The sequence below is a fragment of the Bacteroides sp. genome, from assembly GCF_030151085.1.
Classification (GTDB): Bacteria; Bacteroidota; Bacteroidia; order Bacteroidales; family Bacteroidaceae; genus Bacteroides.
Map to the genome: position 1 here is coordinate 98,476 of NZ_JASLER010000044.1, position 17,646 is coordinate 116,121.

The following is a 17,646-nucleotide window of genomic DNA, read 5'->3' on the forward strand; positions in this document are numbered from 1 at the left end:
CAATAATTCTAACTAAAACTTTATTTTATGCTGAATGTACAATTAAAAAGAAAAAGAACATTTGCGCAAAGAGTGCTCTTTGTTATGTTCTTGCTAAGTAGTACCTTAGCATTTGCCCAAAACAAGGTGACCGGTACTGTAACAGACAAGACAGGTGAACCACTGGCCGGTGTCAATGTATTGATAGATGGCACTACCACCGGTTGCATAACCGACCTTGACGGTAAATACTCCATAGCCGCAGATAAGGGGAAAACACTCATCTTTACCTTTATCGGATTCATCAGACAAGATATAAAGGTAACTCAAAACACGATTAATGTAGTAATGGCAGAAGATAGCCAAACATTGGATGAAGTAGTAGTAGTAGGCTATGGAAGCATGACCCGTAAGGATGTCACTTCGTCTATCACCACCGTAAAAGCAGACCAACTGAACAAGGGTGCTTTCTCATCTCCTTCGGAATTGCTGCAAGGTAAGGTACCGGGATTGACGGTAACCAATACTTCAGACCCTTCCGGTTCAGGTTCAATCACTTTGCGTGGTTCTTCCTCATTGCGCGATGGTGCAGCTATGGAGCCTTATTACGTAATCGACGGTGTGCCCGGTGTGAGCCTCTCGCTCGTAGCACCCGAAGACATCGAGAGTATTGACGTATTACGTGATGCCAGCGCCACAGCTATCTACGGTTCCAAAGCAGCCAACGGTGTAATCATCGTAACTACCAAGAAGGGTAGCAAAGACCGTACTACCATCAGCTACAGCGGTTATGTGGCTGCTGACAATATTATGAAGAACCTGGATGTAATGAATGCCAGCGAACTACGTGCTTATGCTAAAGCCAACAACATCACTCTGCTCAACGACGAAGGCGCCAACACTAACTGGCAGGACGAAGTACAACGCACTGCCCTGACCCACAATCATAACCTCAGCATCAATGGTGGTAACGAGAAGACCAGCTATAGCGCCAGTATCAACTATATGAACAAGCAAGGTGTGATTCGTGGCAGCGACATGGAACGCATTACTGCCCGTTCATTCGTACAAACCAAAGGTTTGCACGACCGCCTGCAATTATCGTTCAGTGTAAATGCCAGTGTAACAGAAGCCAATACCGTTCCTACCGGTACATTGAATGGCGAAAGTGTTTACGATGCCATGTACTATTACTCTCCGCTTGCTCCGGTAAAGAATGCCGATGGCAGTTGGTACCGTCGTCAGGACATCTCGCAGAACATGAACCCGATGTCCATGATTTACGAAGACTTGTACAACAACAAGAACAAATACCTGCAAGGCATTGCCAAAGCTACCCTCGATATCGTAGATGGCTTGAAGTTCAACTTCAATATGTCTTATCAGAACCAGCAGTGGATCTATAATAACTATAATACTTCCAACTCACAACTCACCGCTACTGCCTCCCGCCATGGTCAAGCAACACGCATTACTACCGAGAGTATCAGAAAGCAGATGGAAGCTTACTTCAACTACGACAAGACATTCGCCGAGAAGCATAAGCTGGGTTTGTTGGCAGGTTATTCCTGGGAACAAAGCGACGATCATGATGGTTTCGGCCTGACTGCATACAACTTCTACAATGACGACCTGAAATGGTACAATATGGCAATGGCCAACAATATGAATATCGACGGCATCAACAGCGAAGATGACAAGAGACTGTCTACCCTGCGCATGATTTCATTCTACGGTCGTGTAAATTATAGCTATAACAGCAAGTACCTGTTCCAAGCTACCATTCGACGTGACGGTTCTTCCGCCTTTGGCAAGAACAATCGTTGGGGTACCTTCCCCTCCGTATCATTGGCATGGCGTGTGACTGAAGAGAACTTCATGAAGAATCAGAGTTTATTTGACGACTTGAAGTTCCGCGTAGGTTACGGAGTAAGTGGTAACTCACTGGGCTTCGATGCTTTTACTGCACGCCAGACTTACGGTGGATCAGGTTGGTTCAGCTATACCGATGCAGATGGCGTTACGCAATCATACCGCACACTTGCTGCTACCCGTAACTCTAATCCGGATTTGAAATGGGAACGCACAGGCATGTTCAATATCGGTGTTGACTTCAGCTTACTGAATAACCGCTTAGGTGGTACTATCGAGTACTATGACAAACGTACCAAAGATTTGATTAACGGCTACAGCGTATCAACCAATCGTTATCCTTTCGGCTGGATGGATGCCAATGTAGGTGAAATCAGCAATAAGGGTATCGAACTGACCATCAATGCTACTCCGGTAAAGATACGCAACTTCACTTGGGAAACCAGTCTGAACCTGTCGCACAACGTCAACGAAGTAGTGAGCCTCTCAAACAACACTTACTCTGTAAGCTATCTGGATAAAGGTTACCTGAACCTGGGCGGCTATAACACAGCCAACGTACAACGTATATTGGAAGGCGAACCCCTCGGAACATTCTACACCTGGAAGTGGGCAGGTTACAACGATGCCGGTATATCCGTATTCTATGAATATAATGAAGACGGCACTCCCTTGATGGGTGAAGACGGCAAACAAGCCACCACTACCGACCCTCAGAACAAGGATAAAGCAAAATGCGGTAGCGCCCAGCCCAAACTGACATACGGTTGGAACAACACACTCTCCTACAAGAAGTGGTCACTCACTGCATTCTTCCAAGGTGTTTTAGGCAACAAGATATACAATGCTACCCGTGCACAGTACAGCAACGTATCCATGGTTTCATCCGGTAAGAATGTACTGGCCGAAGTAGCCACCGAACAAAAGGCTTCCGATAGCCGCTCGCAAGCTCCATCCGACCGTTATATTGAGAATGGAAGCTACCTGCGTCTGTCTACTCTTACCTTGAGTTACGACTTTGGCAAAATCAGCGATTGGGTAAACAGCTGCCGTATTTATGCCACTTGCAACAATGTATTCACACTAACAGGCTACAAGGGTACCGACCCCGAAATCAGTCTGGGTGGTACAGCTCCCGGTATTGACGACCGTTCTACCCGTTATCCACGTACACGCACATTCATGTTGGGTGTAAATGTAAATTTCTAAAATAATATAAACAGTTGAAAGCTATGAATAAGAAATATATTCTCTCCGGTGCATTGCTAGCCCTACTGGCAACCGGATGTACAGATTTGGATGTGGATGTGAAGTCTATTTACACCAAATATCCCGACTCGGAAATTGCCATTGAGGCCAAGACTTCCGATGTATATTATGCCTTTGCCGGTCCGCTGAACCGCCGTTACAATGAGTTGATTACCTTCTCAACCGACGAAGCTATGGGGGTGAGTTTCGATGGTGATTACTATGACTCCGGCAACAATGCCCACCCATCCCTACACAATTCAATGGCCAATGATGCCTGTATCGGTTGGTATGGCGACTTGGCAGGTGGTATCACGAAGTGCAACCAAGTTATTGTAGACTTGGGTGGTGACGATGCATCTCCCACGGCTATCGCTCCCGTACGTGCCGCACGTGCATTCTATCACTTTATCCTGATGGATTGCTTTGGTGATGTACCCATCCTCGATCGCATTCCCGATGAAGAAGAAGCTGTAGCCCGTGCTCCCCGTGCCGATGTAGCCCGCTGGATTGAGACTGAACTACTGGCTATAATCGATGATATGACAACAGATGTAAATATCGCCACATACGGTAAACCCACCCGCTGGATGGTAGATGCATTACTAGCCAAACTGTATATTAATTGGAATGTATATACCCAAGACGTAACAAATGCCAGTTGGTCGGCTACGGCAAGCAATGAGAAATTGGACGCATGTATAGCTGCCTGCGACGATATTATCCAGTCCGACCTGTTCGATATACGCCAAGACTACAAATCGAAGTTCCTGTATAACAATGGCCCGCAAATAAAGGACTTCATCTATGCCATGCCCTACGATTGTGTGACTCGCACCGGTATGAACTATGCCCGTTTCCGCACTTGGCGTCGTGGTCAGAACGATGGTGGCAGTGGTGCCGGTTTCTATACCGTAGCCATGAGCAACTCTGTAGGTGGTAATGTAGTAATGACCGAAGAATTCGCCAATCTGTTCTCCTTGGAAGGCGACCGCCGCAATGACTGTGTGGTTGGTGGCGATATCTATCAGATTGATGCTACGACCGCCGAAAAAACAACGGTACGCAATATGTATAAAGGTGAGCCCGTCACCATGTCGAAGAGCATTACGCTGAAAGCTATTACCGATGAAAACGGAAATACCATACCTTTAGGTCCCAGCTACGACAATCTGAATACTGGAGCCGATATGAAAGGTTGGACACAAGGCTGGCGTTCACTGAAGTTCGCGGCTTACATCAACGAGTACAATCAATACAGCCGTAATCAGAGCAACGACGTGCCTATCTTCCGCCTTGCCGATATTCTGCTGACCAAGTGCGAAGCTATCTTACGTGGAGGCTCTGCTACCAATGGTGATACCCCGGCAAGCTTGTTCAACCAAATACGTTCCTACGTAAACGCACCTCAGATTAGTGGTAATCCCACATTGGATGAGTTACTCGATGAGCGTGGCCGCGAGTTTTTCGATGAGAACTGGCGTCGTAACGACCTGATTCGCTTCGGTGCTTACGAACGTGACTGGGGCTTTAAGAACATTGTCAACCCTACTGCTAAGACCAAACTGACCAATCGTATCTTCCCATTGCCGCAAGGTATGCTGGATACCAATACGAACTGGAGTCAGAATGCAGGATATTAATCAAAGAAACGTTTTTATTTAGAGTTTTAAAAATGTAGAAGCCTCGCATTGCAATTGGTACTTTTTGCTTTATCAATTGCAGTGCCTGGCTTTTATCGTACAGTAAAACCCCGTACAAATGAAGAAAAGAATACTTATACTCCCTGCACTACTACTTTCCGTAGCAAGCCTCTTTGCACAGACAACCAAACTCCACAGTTACGTCGACCCACGCATCGGCTCCGAAGGACTGGGACGGGTTTTTATCGGTCCCTCCTGCCCATTTGGTATGGTGAAACCCTCGCCCGACTGCACTGCAAGTCCTAACAGTGGTTGGTTACCCATGCCCAAACAGGTAGATGGATTCTCACAGGTACACGTCAGCGGAACGGGTGGCGGTCCTAAGTATGGCAATATCTTGGTAATGCCTTTCTCCGAAGGAATGAACCGCACCCGTCATATCGACTACCGCAAGGACGAAACCATCCGGCTGGGCTATTACTCCACCCGATTTCAGACTTCGGATATACAGACCGAGATAACCACCGCACCCCGGGCTTCCTTCTACCGCTTTACCTATCCTAAAGACTCACTGAAATCACTGGCTATTGATGCAGGCTTCTTCTTAGGTGAAAGCCCCACACCCGATGCACGCGAAGCACAACAATTTGTAGGTTCCGAAGTACAGATTATTTCCGACCGCGAAGTAATGGGGTACACCCGTATCCGGGGAGGATGGAACAACGGACGTGCCTATACGGTCTATTTCTATGCCGAAACAGACAAGCCTTTCGTACATACGGCAACTTGGAAAGCCGACAAGATAAGCGATGCAAAGTATCAATCCGACTCGCAACAGAAGACGGGCGCATTGCTTCAATTCAAGCAGTCGGAGGAAGTGGTACAACTGAAGGTAGGTATCTCCTTCCTCAGTGCACTGAAAGCACGCGAGAACGCATACGCCGACATTCCGCACTGGTCGTTCTATGACGTGTACCATCAATTGCTCAACCAATGGGAAGCACTGCTCGGCAAGATAGAAATCTCCCCTCGCACCCCCGAAGCGCAGAAACGCATGTTCTACACCGCCCTCTACCACACGATGATAATGCCCGTAGACCGTACCGGCGAGAATCCTCTCTGGGCCGATGCCGAACCTTATTACGATGACTTCTACGCCATCTGGGATACGTACCGCACTTCTTCTCCACTCATCACCCTGATAGACCCGGCTCGTGAAACGGACATCGTACGCAGCCTCATCAACATCTACAAACGCGACGGCTACATGCCCGACGCTCGTAGTGGCAACAGCAACGGACGTACACAAGGAGGCTCCAATGCCGAAATCGTAATTGCCGACGCCTTCGTCAAGGGTCTGAAAGGAATAGACTACGAACTCGGCCTGCAAGCCATGCTGAAGGATGCCACCGTAGACCCCGGCGACCGTCACGAGGCAGAAGGACGAGGCGGACTTACCCCGTATCTGCAACTCGGTTACATCCCCTACGGCATTCCACGTGCCGGCAATCGCACCGTAGAGTACTCTTTCTGCGACTATGCCATTGCCACCGTCGCCAAAGGATTAGGCAAGGACGACCTCTACCACCATTACCTCAAACAATCGGGAAACTGGAAGAACCTGTGGCGCAGCGACTACGAACATGCCGGTGTCCGTGGCTTTATTCTGCCGCGTGACGAACAAGGCAATTGGCTGGATGACATCGTTTATGGTGAATCCCGACTGCAAAAGCCCACCTTCCGTTATACGCCTGTCACTTTCGAGGGTCCGTGGTACACTCCTTGGTGGAGCATGTTCTTCTACGAAGCCTCTTCATGGGAGTATTCGTTAAGCATTCCGCATGATGTACCGGGACTGATAGAGCAATGCGGTGGCACTGCGAAGTTCGAAGACCGACTGGATATATTCTTCGACCGTGGTTTCTTTAATGTCAACAACGAGCCTTCGTTCCTCTCTCCCTGCCTTTACCATTGGATAGGAAAGCCGCACCGTAGCAGCGACCGTGTCCTTGAAATCATCGGTAAGAACTACAGCGATGGCGCCGCAGGTCTGCCGGGTAACGATGACTCCGGTGCTATGTCTTCCTGGCTTGCCTTTCACATGATGGGTTTGTATCCCAATGCAGGGCACGACTATTATCTGATTCATACCCCGCTGCTGGAAGAAGCTACCTTCCGATTGGAAGATGGAAAGGCATTCAGAATATCTACCCAAGGGCTTTCGGAGAAGAACAAATACATACAATCCGTCACCTTGAACGGGAAAGATTACCCCTACTCCGCCATTCGTCATGCCGACATCGTAGGTGGCGGTGAATTGATATTGAAGATGGGACGCAAACCCGGCGAATGGGGCAAGCAACTATTGTCGAACCAAGAAAATAACCAATGATGAAAAAGCAGATTATACTCACTCTTTTCTTATGTATCTCTTGTGCCGGAAGTCTCCCGGCGCAGGGCATTGTTTCGGATACACTCCTGTTTGTATATAGCCTGCACGGGCAGACGCGGAAGTATCAGACTACGTTCAGCGAGAAGCAAGATACGCTTTATATGCATTGGGGCATAGAGCGCAACCTTAAATGGCAGTCAGGTAGCTATGCCATGAGCCGTGCCTCGGTAGAGCAAGCCATACGGCTCAGTTTCCTTCAGCCCGAAGACGGCAATCATGTCTGTCTGCCCGCCGAAGAAACCGTAGCCCTGCTTTCACTCTCGGCATACCGGCTACTGAAGGAACGGGACACGTTTGTCTACAACCAGACTACCTATTCGGTAGTAGATAAAAAAGAGAAAGCCCTAGGCCGACCCCTGCTTCATGTAAAGGATACAGTGGAGGGTTGTGAGATGTGGATATTGGATCATCCACGCTTCCCGTTGGTGTGGAGGGTACGCAATAATCCGTTAGGAATTAACTGGACGGTAGAACAATAAATACCTCAACCTATATCGCTATACGAGTGAATTATACTACCTTTGCGAATGAATAGGGAATCATCCCACATGATTGCATGAATCATGTGGGATGATTGGTACAATCATGTGCCATGATTCCCATCCGACCTAACGTATGAATATAACTCACTAATCAACTGAACCAGTATGGCATTCTTTAAGAAAGTAAAACAGAAGATTGATAATAAGTGGCACCCGATGGCCGTAACCAAGGGACGTCCTTATACAGCCGACGACGTAGCCCGAAGACTATCGAAAATGTCCACCGTGACACCGGGAGACACGTATGCGGTACTTATGAATCTTGGCCCTGTACTGGCCGAAATGATGAACTCCGGACGTTCGGTGAAGCTCAAAGGTGTAGGGACATTCTATTACACTTGCCGCTCCGAAGGACTGGGGGTAGATACTCCCGAATAGGTGAGCGCTACACAAATCACCTCCTCGCAAGTACGCTTCATTCCCGAATACGGGCGCAACCAACAAGGAAAGGTCAACGAACGGACGCTCATCAGTTCCGACCTCGAATGGGTGGATGTGGACAAAGTGCTTAAACAGCCTTAATTTGCGCTTCGAGAAATGCCTTAACCGCTTTCCACGAATAGTAAGGCCCGGTGACGCTCTTTATGGGCAGGGTTACTTCGGTTTCGTTCAACAGAAACTTCACGATCACATCATTCGCCCCGTTGCGATAGAAGACAATCTGCAAATTGGCACCCATCGGAGAGATGCGATAATCCTGCCAAGCCAGGTGAAATTTCTCCATATCCCACTCCTGATTGCTGCATCCGTCTACTTGCATCAAGGCAAGCAGGCGGAGAAGATGTGTATCGTGCCCGAAACGAAGATCAGCAGCCGGGGAACCTTTCTGTATAGCCGCCTCGGCACTTTCCAGAATATTGCGTAGCAAAGGAACGGCACAACGAGGCATCAGTCCGCCATTGAGCGGAGCAGCAGCGTTGCAGACGTACATGCGAGCATTCACCGTTTTCCAAATGCCGAACAGTTCTTCGTACTCGAAGAGATCGTAGAAAGAGAGGTCGAGCTCTACGTTCTGCATGTCGGCAGCTATCCAATACAAACTGCGCATCATGGCATCGGGATTGTTTATGACATCGGGGTGCACAAACAGTGAAGCCATCAGTCGCCCGGGACGGACATTCTTCGCCTCAAAATCACGAAAACCTTTTCGCCAGGGGGCAGCTTCGGAAGAAAACTCTTCGCCTTCGGGAGAGGTATAGGCAATGTAATCCATGTATCGGTGGTAGGCACGGCGCTCTACATGAAGTGCCGGATTCAATTCCTTCAATCGTTCGGTAAAGTAGCTCATGCTCAAGGCACAGCGCAGGGAGGTGGAAGAACGAGCATCGACAAAAGCATCTCCACGGAACACCTGGGGATAATTCTGAAACATACGTCCGGCTATCTCACGATGCTGACGTTCGCCCAGTGGAGTGATGCTGCCACTGCATCCACGGGCATCTTCCCACACACGGTGCAAGCGCTGGCGGACGTCGATGCCGAGGGGAGTCAAACCTGCACATTGGTAGAGAGAATCGAAGACCTCCACTACCTCGGTATATCGCTCATCGGCCGTCATCCAACGGGAACCGTGACGACCATAATGGCTGATGTAGAAAGGCTCATATCCGGCAGGTGCAGGGGTAGCTACAGCAGTAGGTGCAGGATAGGCATAGTAAATGCTTCCCGTCTGCTCCAGACTAGGAGTAATCTGCGTATAGGCGGAAAAGCCATACAGCAGAAAGAGTATAAAGAATATGCTTCGTCTCATCATTGTTGCGAATTAGTCAGGTCGTCTACCAGTGACTTAGTTATTGACCTTCAGGTTACTTACATTCTTTTGTCCAATCCCTTCTGTTGCCTGGTCGGGACGAATATCTCCCCACGTAACCCGGCAATCAGTAATCTCAATATCCGAAGCGGTATCAAGATAGAATCCGTAGGTAGGCCCCTGGATAAACCCTTCGCCTACACATGGACGCTTGTCATAAATGCCTCCTTTGTAAGCCGTACGCTTCTGCAACAGCAGGTCTACATCCTTGAAGTAGATATGATTCACCTTATCGGGTGTATCGCCACCCACAAAGACACCGTTCTCGCTGGTACACTTCACGTTGGTGAAATAGATGCGGCTCACCTCGCCACAACGTCCTTCGGTAGCACCTTTGGGGAATCGCCAGCCGGCATCTTTATGATTGCCCACGGCACGGGGATAGGATGTCACGTAGATGGGTTCGGCTTTGCCCCACCATACGTCGGAAAAGAACTGGCAGTCTACGATCATATTAGAGAAGACGACGTTCGTTACCGTCCCCTCGTCACGGTTCTGAATGCCGATACCCCGGTTGCTGTTCTTGATGATGCAGTTATTAAACAACACACGGTCTATCTTATCCATATTCTCCGAACCTATCTTGATGGCACACGAGCGGGACACCATGGTGCAATTGGTTACCACAATATCTTCGCAAGGACCGTATTCTTCAAATTCACGGCGATTCTTCAGGCATATACAGTCGTCGCCCGACTCGATATGGCAATTGGCGATACGAACATTCTTGGAATGGTCTACGTCAATGCCGTCGCCATTGCGTATCTTGAGGTTGTTCAGCAGACTGATACCGTCGATGGAGACGTCATTGCAGCCGATAAGATGAACCGTCCAGTAAGCACTGTTGCGGATGGTGACATCTCTTATCACCAACTGCTCTATATTAATAAGCGTCAGTACGTGCGGACGGGGATCGAAGTCGGTGACGGGCTTCAATTCGTAGGAATCTTCCAATTCACTTCCCATGAAAGCTACGCCATTGCCGTCGATAGTACCTGTACCTGTAATAGAAACATGTTTCAAGTCCTTGCCGAATATCCACATCATGCCCTCACCACGGTTATCCCGAAAGGCGCTCTGGGTATAAACCGCCTCGTCAGGATTGGCAAGGATGCGTGAGTTAGGCTCCAGATGAAGTTCTACGTAGGATGCCAGTTCAAAAGGACTGCACAAGAAGGTGTGCCCGGCAGGGACAACGACTGTGCCTCCACCCGATTGTGAACATACGGTGATGGCGGTTTGCAAGGCAGCGGCATCATCGGTCTTTCCATCGCCTATAGCGCCGTAGTCCATGATATTGTAAGTACTGTTCCCCGTCTTCGGGGCACTGCATGCCGCCAGTAGCAAGGTACTGCACAAGGTAAAGAAAATTGTTTTTATTCTCATAAGTATATAGTTACTCTAAATTAAGAAATCTTTTTTCGTAGCCCCGGTATTCACATTACTGACGGCGGGCAATCCTCCTTCTGTGACCCCCATGTCTCATTTGGGCTCTCTCCCATCACGAACTCCATTATGCCACCATCCACAATTTGTTGATGGGAAATGTAGTTGCGGGTATAAGGCTTTCCATCCAGTAGGACTGATTGGATATATATATTCTTCTCTGATACATTCTGTGCCTTCACTGTAAATGTCTTCCCGTTCTCTAAATTTAAAGTAAGACTGGGGAAGGAAGGACTAGCCAGCAGATAATACGGTGTGCCCGGACAAACGGGGTAGAACCCCATTGCGGCAAACATATACCAAGCCGACATCTGCCCGGCGTCATCATTGCCCGACAATCCACCGGGAGCATTCAGGTATTCAGTCTCCATAATATGCCGCACGGCACGCTGTGTCTTCCAGGGCTGACCGGCATAATTGAACATAAATGCCACCTGATGGCAAGGTTCATTGCCATGCCAATAGCGCTGCTGGCCGAACATGGAGTCGAGTTTCAATACATAGTTATCCTTGCCACCCATACATTCCATCAACCCATACGGATCTTGAGGCGCATACCAGGTATAGTGACAAGGTGCTCCCTCTGTGATAAAGCGTGCAAAGCTGAAAGCATTGTCTTCATTCAGAAATGTACCATCGGCACGACGACCCTGTGCATATCCGGTACGGGGATCGATTACACGACGGTAATTCGTGGCACGCTGCATCAACTGCTGATAATCAGCGGTCTTGTCCAAAGCCTTTGCTACCTGCGCCAGTACAAAGTCATCGTAAGCATATTCCAGTGTTCGCGAAGTCTGTTCGCGGGTATGGAATGCATCGGGAACGGAATCTTCGAGAGGGATGTAACCGTACTTCAGATAAGAAGCCAGCGCACGTCGACCCATACCATTGCGGTATTCTGTAAAGTCGGACGGAATTTCAAAAGCATTGCGTCTCATTCCCTCGTAAGCCTTCTCGATATTGAAGTTGCGAATGCCTTTACAATAGGCATCGCCGATGGCGGAAAGGCAATGATCGCCTATCATGGCAGCCGTATAACTATTCCAGCAAGGGAAGATAGGCAGCCATCCCCCTTGTTCGTACTTCAATACAAGAGATTGCATCATCTCGCCTCCTCGGGTAGGGAAAAGCAGGTTGACCAATGGATGCAGAGCACGATAGGTATCCCACATGCTGTAATCATCGTAGTAAGTTTCACCATCGGGCATTCGGCGGATAGGCGTGCCCTTGGCAAAGGACGGATAGCGCCTGTCGGCATCGTTGACTGTGCGCGGCAGGAAGGAGGCACGATAGAAGGCGCTATAGAACTTCTCTTTATCAACACGATGATCGGTTTCTACCTGTACGGTAGCTAGATGCTGCTCCCATATACGGGTCAGTTCCTCGTGTGTACGGTTGAAATCCCAATGGGGGATTTCGGCTTTCAGATTCTGCAAGGCACCTTCTTGGCTGGTAAAAGAAGAAGCTGCTTTCACTAGGATTTCTTCGCCTGCGGTGACATCGAACTCGACATAAACGCCTATCTGTGGGGCACCACCTGCATCGGCGATACGGGGCGCCAGGGAGTCCGCTTTGAATGTGCCGTAGTCTGTTATCTTCTTCTGCAGGCTGATAACGAAGTAACCGCTATAGCCGGCTGCCTCGCCCCATCCCTGGTAAATGCGATGAACGGGGTTGTAGCCGATGATCTGCTTGTTTAATGTATCAATGGTAATATATCCTTGTCCCTCGTCGCTATTCGGATTAACCACTAAATAACCCTTTCCTGCCTGTGAATAGGTAAAACGGAAGATTGCCGAACGAGAACGTCCGGTCATCTCTACCCGGATACCCTCATCGGGCAAGGTAGTGGCATAATAAGCCGGGGTAGCTTCTTCATCCTCATGTGAGAATCGGCTGGCACGTGCCTGGGGCGTACAACGAAGACGTTCGAAAAGGGGCATCAAGGTCATTGAACCGTAGTCCTGGGTACATCCGCCCACAATCCAGTGGGAGTTACGGAAACCTTGAAGCAGACTGTCTTTATAATAATAAGGAGCCATACACTTTTGCTCGGTGTCCTGCGTCTGCGGAGTCCAAAAGTTCATGCCGTTGGGTTCAAGTACTGCGGGCAAGGTTTGACCATACTCCTCGGTGTGCTTGCCAAACATGCCGGCGGTATGGGTACTGCTCGGTGCAGTGCCTACGCGGGTGTCGATATATTGTACCAATGATTCCCCCAGCCCTTTCTGCGAGGATGAGCAGGAAGCCATGCCGGATAGCCATACAACCATCAATAGCAGCGGACAATAAGTATATGCAGTTCGTTTCATTTAGATCTTGATATATATTTTTCGTTTATATAGTGGATACCCACAAGCTCCCATCACTCCTGTAAAGAGGAGGGCGTAGAGGAGCGAAGCGAGGTATTCATTCGTCACCCATGCGTGTATGCCTTCGTAAAGAACGGGTTTGCATCCGGTGGCGCCGATAACAATAGCCACTACTTCACTCAATACATAGAGGAATAGCGGATTGACACCAAATATCTCGAAGAAGCGGCACCAGTGCTTCTGGCCTTTCAGGTCGATGAAGTAGATCAGTGTGGCCTGAAGCATAGCTGCCAGTCCGCAGGTGACAAGCACAAAGGTGGGCGACCAGATACGTTTATTCAACGGCAGTGCTTCCGTCAATACGAAACCGCATGCTATCAGCAGGAATCCGGCGACAAAGAGTCTCAAAGTCCTCTGCTCCAAAGGTGCTTTCTGCAAAATTAGTTTGCCGCAACAGAAACCTATCAGTGTATGGGCAATCGCTGAAAAGGTACTGATCAGCCCCTCCGGATCTATCGGGCTCTTGCGGTAGAGATGTGCCGTACCCAGTAGTTTTTGGTCTATCAAGGCCAGGATATTGTTTTCTCCTTCGACGTATCCATTGCCTGCCAAAAGCAGAATGGCATAACCTACCAATAACCCGCCTATCATATAGTGGATGTATCGGTGACGGACATACAATGCTATAAACGAAGCCGCACAGTAGCACAAAGCAATGCGTGGCAATACCCCCATCAGTCGAAGATGGGCAAAAGGAAAGAACTCCCCCTCACAGATAAAGTCGAACCAGTGAATGGCCCAGCCTATGCACAGAATCAGAAGTGTACGCTTCAATATCTTCTTCACAACCGGAGCGGAAGGTTGGAATTGAAACTTACTCAATGCTATATAAGTGGAAATCCCCATAATAAACAAGAAGAACGGAAATACAAGGTCGCAAAGCGTCAGTCCATTCCAGGCGGAGTGGCGCAGGCAGTCGTATGATAGCTTTCCTCCACCGTTATTCACAAGAATCATCCCGACAACGGTGATGCCACGCAAGACATCGAGTGACAAAAGCCGTTTCATTGGTTGTGGAGAGAGTTAAACACTTCCTTAGCTACATTCACGCAATCTCCTTCGGGTACCGAGCTATAGGAGTTTTTTGCCAATGTCCAAGGCTCTTCCATAGCATAGTAATCCAGTTTCACTTCGGGCTTGCCGTCCAATTGGTCTTGCAGGGTTTGCCAGTAGGCTGCCCAACGCTTGTAGTAGAAATCGCGTAGAATGCCGTTCCACTCCTTATGGGCGTAATCGCGCAAGCCACCAACGTCGGCACAGGTACGGTTGCCCCAAGTGGTTATCTGCACACGGGCATTCCATTCGTAAAGGTCTTTTTCCTGCGGAGTAGTACCCAAGCTGCGTGCCTGCTCCGTCCATCGTCCTACGCGGAACTCACTACGTGTACCTAGTAATCGGTCCTGCATCAACAAAAGTTGGAGGAACTCTTGGGAATCCTTAGCAAAGCTACGCTTGTCGAAGCTCTTGAAGTCGGCAATCGCACGGTTATAGACTACCCTGGCTCTATCGGATAGAGACTGACGTACAATATCCACCAAGTCGTACTCAAAGTTATTATTTCCCCGGTAACGATCTGCCACTTCGAGCATCAGGCGGGCAGCTTCTTCCGAGGTAGTGGGGTCATAATAGTTCTGCATCTTCGACCAACTGGATGCCTGGAAGTTATTCAACGTAGGGCGTCCGCAGAAGATGGACTCGTGAGGACCTTGCTGGTTATTGCCGAAGGGACAGTTGTAGAGGGTATTGCCCAGCAACATCCATGCTTGTTCTATCTTGTCATCCCTCGCACCATAACGGGCAAAGAGGTAATCTTTCAGCCAGTCTTCTTTCTTGAATTTCTCCGGTCGCCACGGCAGCTCGCACATTAACTCGAACATCATGGGATTGTTCTCCGTACCCTCCATAGTCAGGCCGATGCCTTTCAGGTGGGCAGCCAAGGGGTTGTTCTTCGTTAAATAGAAATTATCGAGCAACTGATCCATGCGGCCGTGCAACCCTACATTGCCACCGAAGTTGAGCAACATGCAGAAGAGCCAGTTGTGTTGTTCGTAGCCTTTATCGCGCTTCCAGATGGAAGGGATGCCCCACATGGGGCGGCATTCACTGAAAAGATCGAGTATCAGCAGGTCACCATTAGCAAGGTATTTCATCATCTCCGGGCGAGGGTTTTCCGTCCAGCCCTGTATGACCCAGGTAGCCTGTGGACTTGTCTTCTTCATTGCGTTAAGGATGGCTTTGCCGGCAGCATCAAAGTCTACTGATTCGGCATTCTCCAGCTCATGAAAAGGGTCCATGGAGTAGTAGTTGGCTTTGCCGAACAGACGTTCCTGTTCACTGTAATACAATTCGGCTATCTCGGCAAAACGAGGATCAGTAGGTTGCAGGAAAGCAGGGCGGGTGAAGCCATTCCATAGGTCGGACTTGGTGAGGGTAAGCCCCAGTTTCTCGTCGGCATTGTGTGGCATCATGCCTGAGTAACCCGGAAATACGGGTTTGATACCGTACTCACGCATGCGTTTCAGGATTTTTTTCTGCAAAGCCTCCTGCTGAGTGTACCAGGAGTCGGGGTTAGGACCACCCCAGCCTTCGAGGTTGTTCATTGCCCACCATGCCAAAAAAGCAGGGCCGGAAATGAAAGTATTGATTTCTTCTTTGGAATACCCTAGCTTTTGAAGCATATTAAACCAAATACATTCTTGTCCCACTGCTGCCAGAGGTAGATTGATGCCATGCAGAGCCATCCAGTCTATCTCGCGCTCCCATCGCTGCCAGTCCCAAAAGGCCATGGTGTAGGAGTAGGTGCAGTAATTGAAATCGTATCGGAGGGATAGGGATGTCTCATGGCGTTCTTTCTGCTTGACAGGTGGAAGTATCTGTGGCAACTTGGCCTGCATACCGTTCCAAGAAAGGTGGATGCCGGCATAGTACTTGAGGTACCAGTTGAGTCCGGTGGATATATTGACGTAGTTGTTTCCACGTAATACTATCTTTGAGCCCCGTTGATCCAGTTCAAAGAAGTCATCGGCACCGGCACATAGTTCGATGATAAACTTCTTCGATGCTCCCGGGTCTATTCTTTCCAATAGGTCACTTACGGGATTGGCAAACAAGCCGAACGGTAGCGCAGCTATAAACAAAGCAAATAGGCAGAGTTTGATTTTCATGGTATTCGTTGTTCAGGATGATGTGACAAAAGTAGGCGATTAATGCTTTCGGCAGGGAGAAAATAGAAAAGAATGGGGAGACAATAGTAAATATACTATTGTTTTCCCGCCTTGGATATCTTGGAACTCGGCAAATATCCGAAGAACTCCTTGAAACACTTCGTGAAATATTTCGGGTCATTAAACCCTACAGCATAGGCCACCTCGGAAACATTAATATCACCCGGCCCCTCTTGAATCATACGTTGTGCCACGTTCAAGCGGTAGTTCTTCATAAACTGCCCGATAGGTTGCCCCGTCAAATCCTGCATCTTCTTGTTGACAAGGGTTTTGCTATAACCCATATCACGCACAAAGCATTCCAGGTTATATTCCGAATCGGCATAATGCTGCGTCATTAGGTTCACTGCATTTGTGATAAACGTCTTATCGCGTGACTCCTCACGCACGTGCAGTTCTTCTACCTTACTACTGGATGAGAACATCTTCTTATACTTATTCCGCAGATTCAAAATATTCCGGATACGCAACTTCAATACCTCCTCGTCGAAAGGCTTGCAAAGATATTCATCAACACCTATTTCAAAACTACGCTTCTCCTGCACATCTGAACGAAGCGCTGTAAGCATGAGGAAAGGTATGTGCGACGTAGCCAGATTCTCCTTGATACGACGGGACAACTCCATACCGTCCATAACAGGCATCATCAGGTCGCTCACAATCAAGTCAACACTCTGCTTCTGTACAATCTCCAGTGCTTCTTCGCCATCACCCGCCTCAAACAGACGGTAATCGGCGGCAAGCAGCATGCGGATATAGGAGCGCATGTCCTTGTTATCCTCTACAATCAGAATAGCTTCTTTCTTCTGTGGTTCTTCGGTTGACTGCAAGGCAGGAGTATTGTTATGTTCTATCGGTTCCGAGGTTTCAGCTATCGTCTCTTCTACCCCATCGCAAGGCAGTAACGGCATCAGAATACGGAAGGAAGCTCCCTGCCCGTGATTATTGCGGGCATAAATCGTACCTCCATGCAAATTGACAATCCGCTTGCAAAGGAAAAGTCCGATACCTGTGCCACTCTGCCCGTAAACGGGATAGCGAACACTTTTCTTGGA

At 48.8% G+C, this 17,646-nt stretch carries 10 protein-coding genes and 1 pseudogene; 5 read left to right on the forward strand and 6 right to left on the reverse strand.

Annotation, left to right across the window (positions count from 1 at the left end):
• The first annotated feature begins 27 nt into the window (after nucleotides 1-27).
• The 5 genes and pseudogenes from Q1W14_RS08385 (at nucleotide 28) to Q1W14_RS08405 (ending at nucleotide 8,258) form a co-directional block, all read left to right on the forward strand.
• Nucleotides 28-3,060, forward strand: a complete 3,033-nt coding sequence (locus Q1W14_RS08385) for a TonB-dependent receptor (RefSeq protein ID WP_300700652.1) — start codon at nucleotides 28-30, stop codon at nucleotides 3,058-3,060.
• A 23-nt stretch (nucleotides 3,061-3,083) separates the two neighbouring features.
• On the forward strand, nucleotides 3,084-4,742 hold the full coding sequence (locus tag Q1W14_RS08390) for a RagB/SusD family nutrient uptake outer membrane protein (protein WP_300700655.1): 1,659 nt from the start codon (nucleotides 3,084-3,086) through the stop codon (nucleotides 4,740-4,742).
• A 118-nt stretch (nucleotides 4,743-4,860) separates the two neighbouring features.
• Complete coding sequence (locus Q1W14_RS08395; RefSeq protein ID WP_300700657.1) at nucleotides 4,861-7,134, forward strand: GH92 family glycosyl hydrolase; 2,274 nt, start codon at nucleotides 4,861-4,863, stop codon at nucleotides 7,132-7,134.
• Nucleotides 7,131-7,673: a hypothetical protein gene (locus Q1W14_RS08400; protein ID WP_300700659.1), complete on the forward strand. Its 543-nt coding sequence runs from the start codon at nucleotides 7,131-7,133 to the stop codon at nucleotides 7,671-7,673. The genes Q1W14_RS08395 and Q1W14_RS08400 overlap by 4 nt, the downstream gene beginning before the upstream one ends.
• Before the next feature lie 168 nt (nucleotides 7,674-7,841).
• Nucleotides 7,842-8,258, forward strand: a pseudogene (locus Q1W14_RS08405) (HU family DNA-binding protein).
• Here Q1W14_RS08405 and Q1W14_RS08410 read toward each other — a convergent pair.
• From Q1W14_RS08410 to Q1W14_RS08435, 6 genes are all read right to left on the reverse strand, one after another.
• Entirely contained in the window at nucleotides 8,245-9,489 is a 1,245-nt protein-coding gene (locus tag Q1W14_RS08410; RefSeq protein ID WP_300700660.1) for a histidine-type phosphatase, read from the reverse strand. The pseudogene Q1W14_RS08405 and the gene Q1W14_RS08410 sit on opposite strands and share 14 nt — an antisense overlap.
• A gap of 33 nt (nucleotides 9,490-9,522) precedes the next feature.
• Complete coding sequence (locus Q1W14_RS08415) at nucleotides 9,523-10,932, reverse strand: glycosyl hydrolase family 28 protein (protein ID WP_300700662.1); 1,410 nt, start codon at nucleotides 10,930-10,932, stop codon at nucleotides 9,523-9,525.
• 50 nt (nucleotides 10,933-10,982) lie between these two features.
• The gene (locus tag Q1W14_RS08420) at nucleotides 10,983-13,307 is read right to left on the reverse strand and encodes a GH92 family glycosyl hydrolase (protein ID WP_300700663.1); all 2,325 of its coding nucleotides are present in this window, start codon (nucleotides 13,305-13,307) and stop codon (nucleotides 10,983-10,985) included.
• On the reverse strand, nucleotides 13,308-14,375 hold the full coding sequence (locus Q1W14_RS08425) for a heparan-alpha-glucosaminide N-acetyltransferase domain-containing protein (protein WP_300700666.1): 1,068 nt from the start codon (nucleotides 14,373-14,375) through the stop codon (nucleotides 13,308-13,310). It lies immediately after the preceding gene.
• The gene (locus Q1W14_RS08430; protein ID WP_300700668.1) at nucleotides 14,372-16,531 is read right to left on the reverse strand and encodes an alpha-N-acetylglucosaminidase; all 2,160 of its coding nucleotides are present in this window, start codon (nucleotides 16,529-16,531) and stop codon (nucleotides 14,372-14,374) included. Before Q1W14_RS08430 ends, Q1W14_RS08425 begins: the two co-directional genes overlap by 4 nt.
• Before the next feature lie 95 nt (nucleotides 16,532-16,626).
• A partial coding sequence (locus tag Q1W14_RS08435) for a response regulator (RefSeq protein ID WP_300700671.1) occupies nucleotides 16,627-17,646 on the reverse strand: 1,020 nt, incomplete at its 5' end.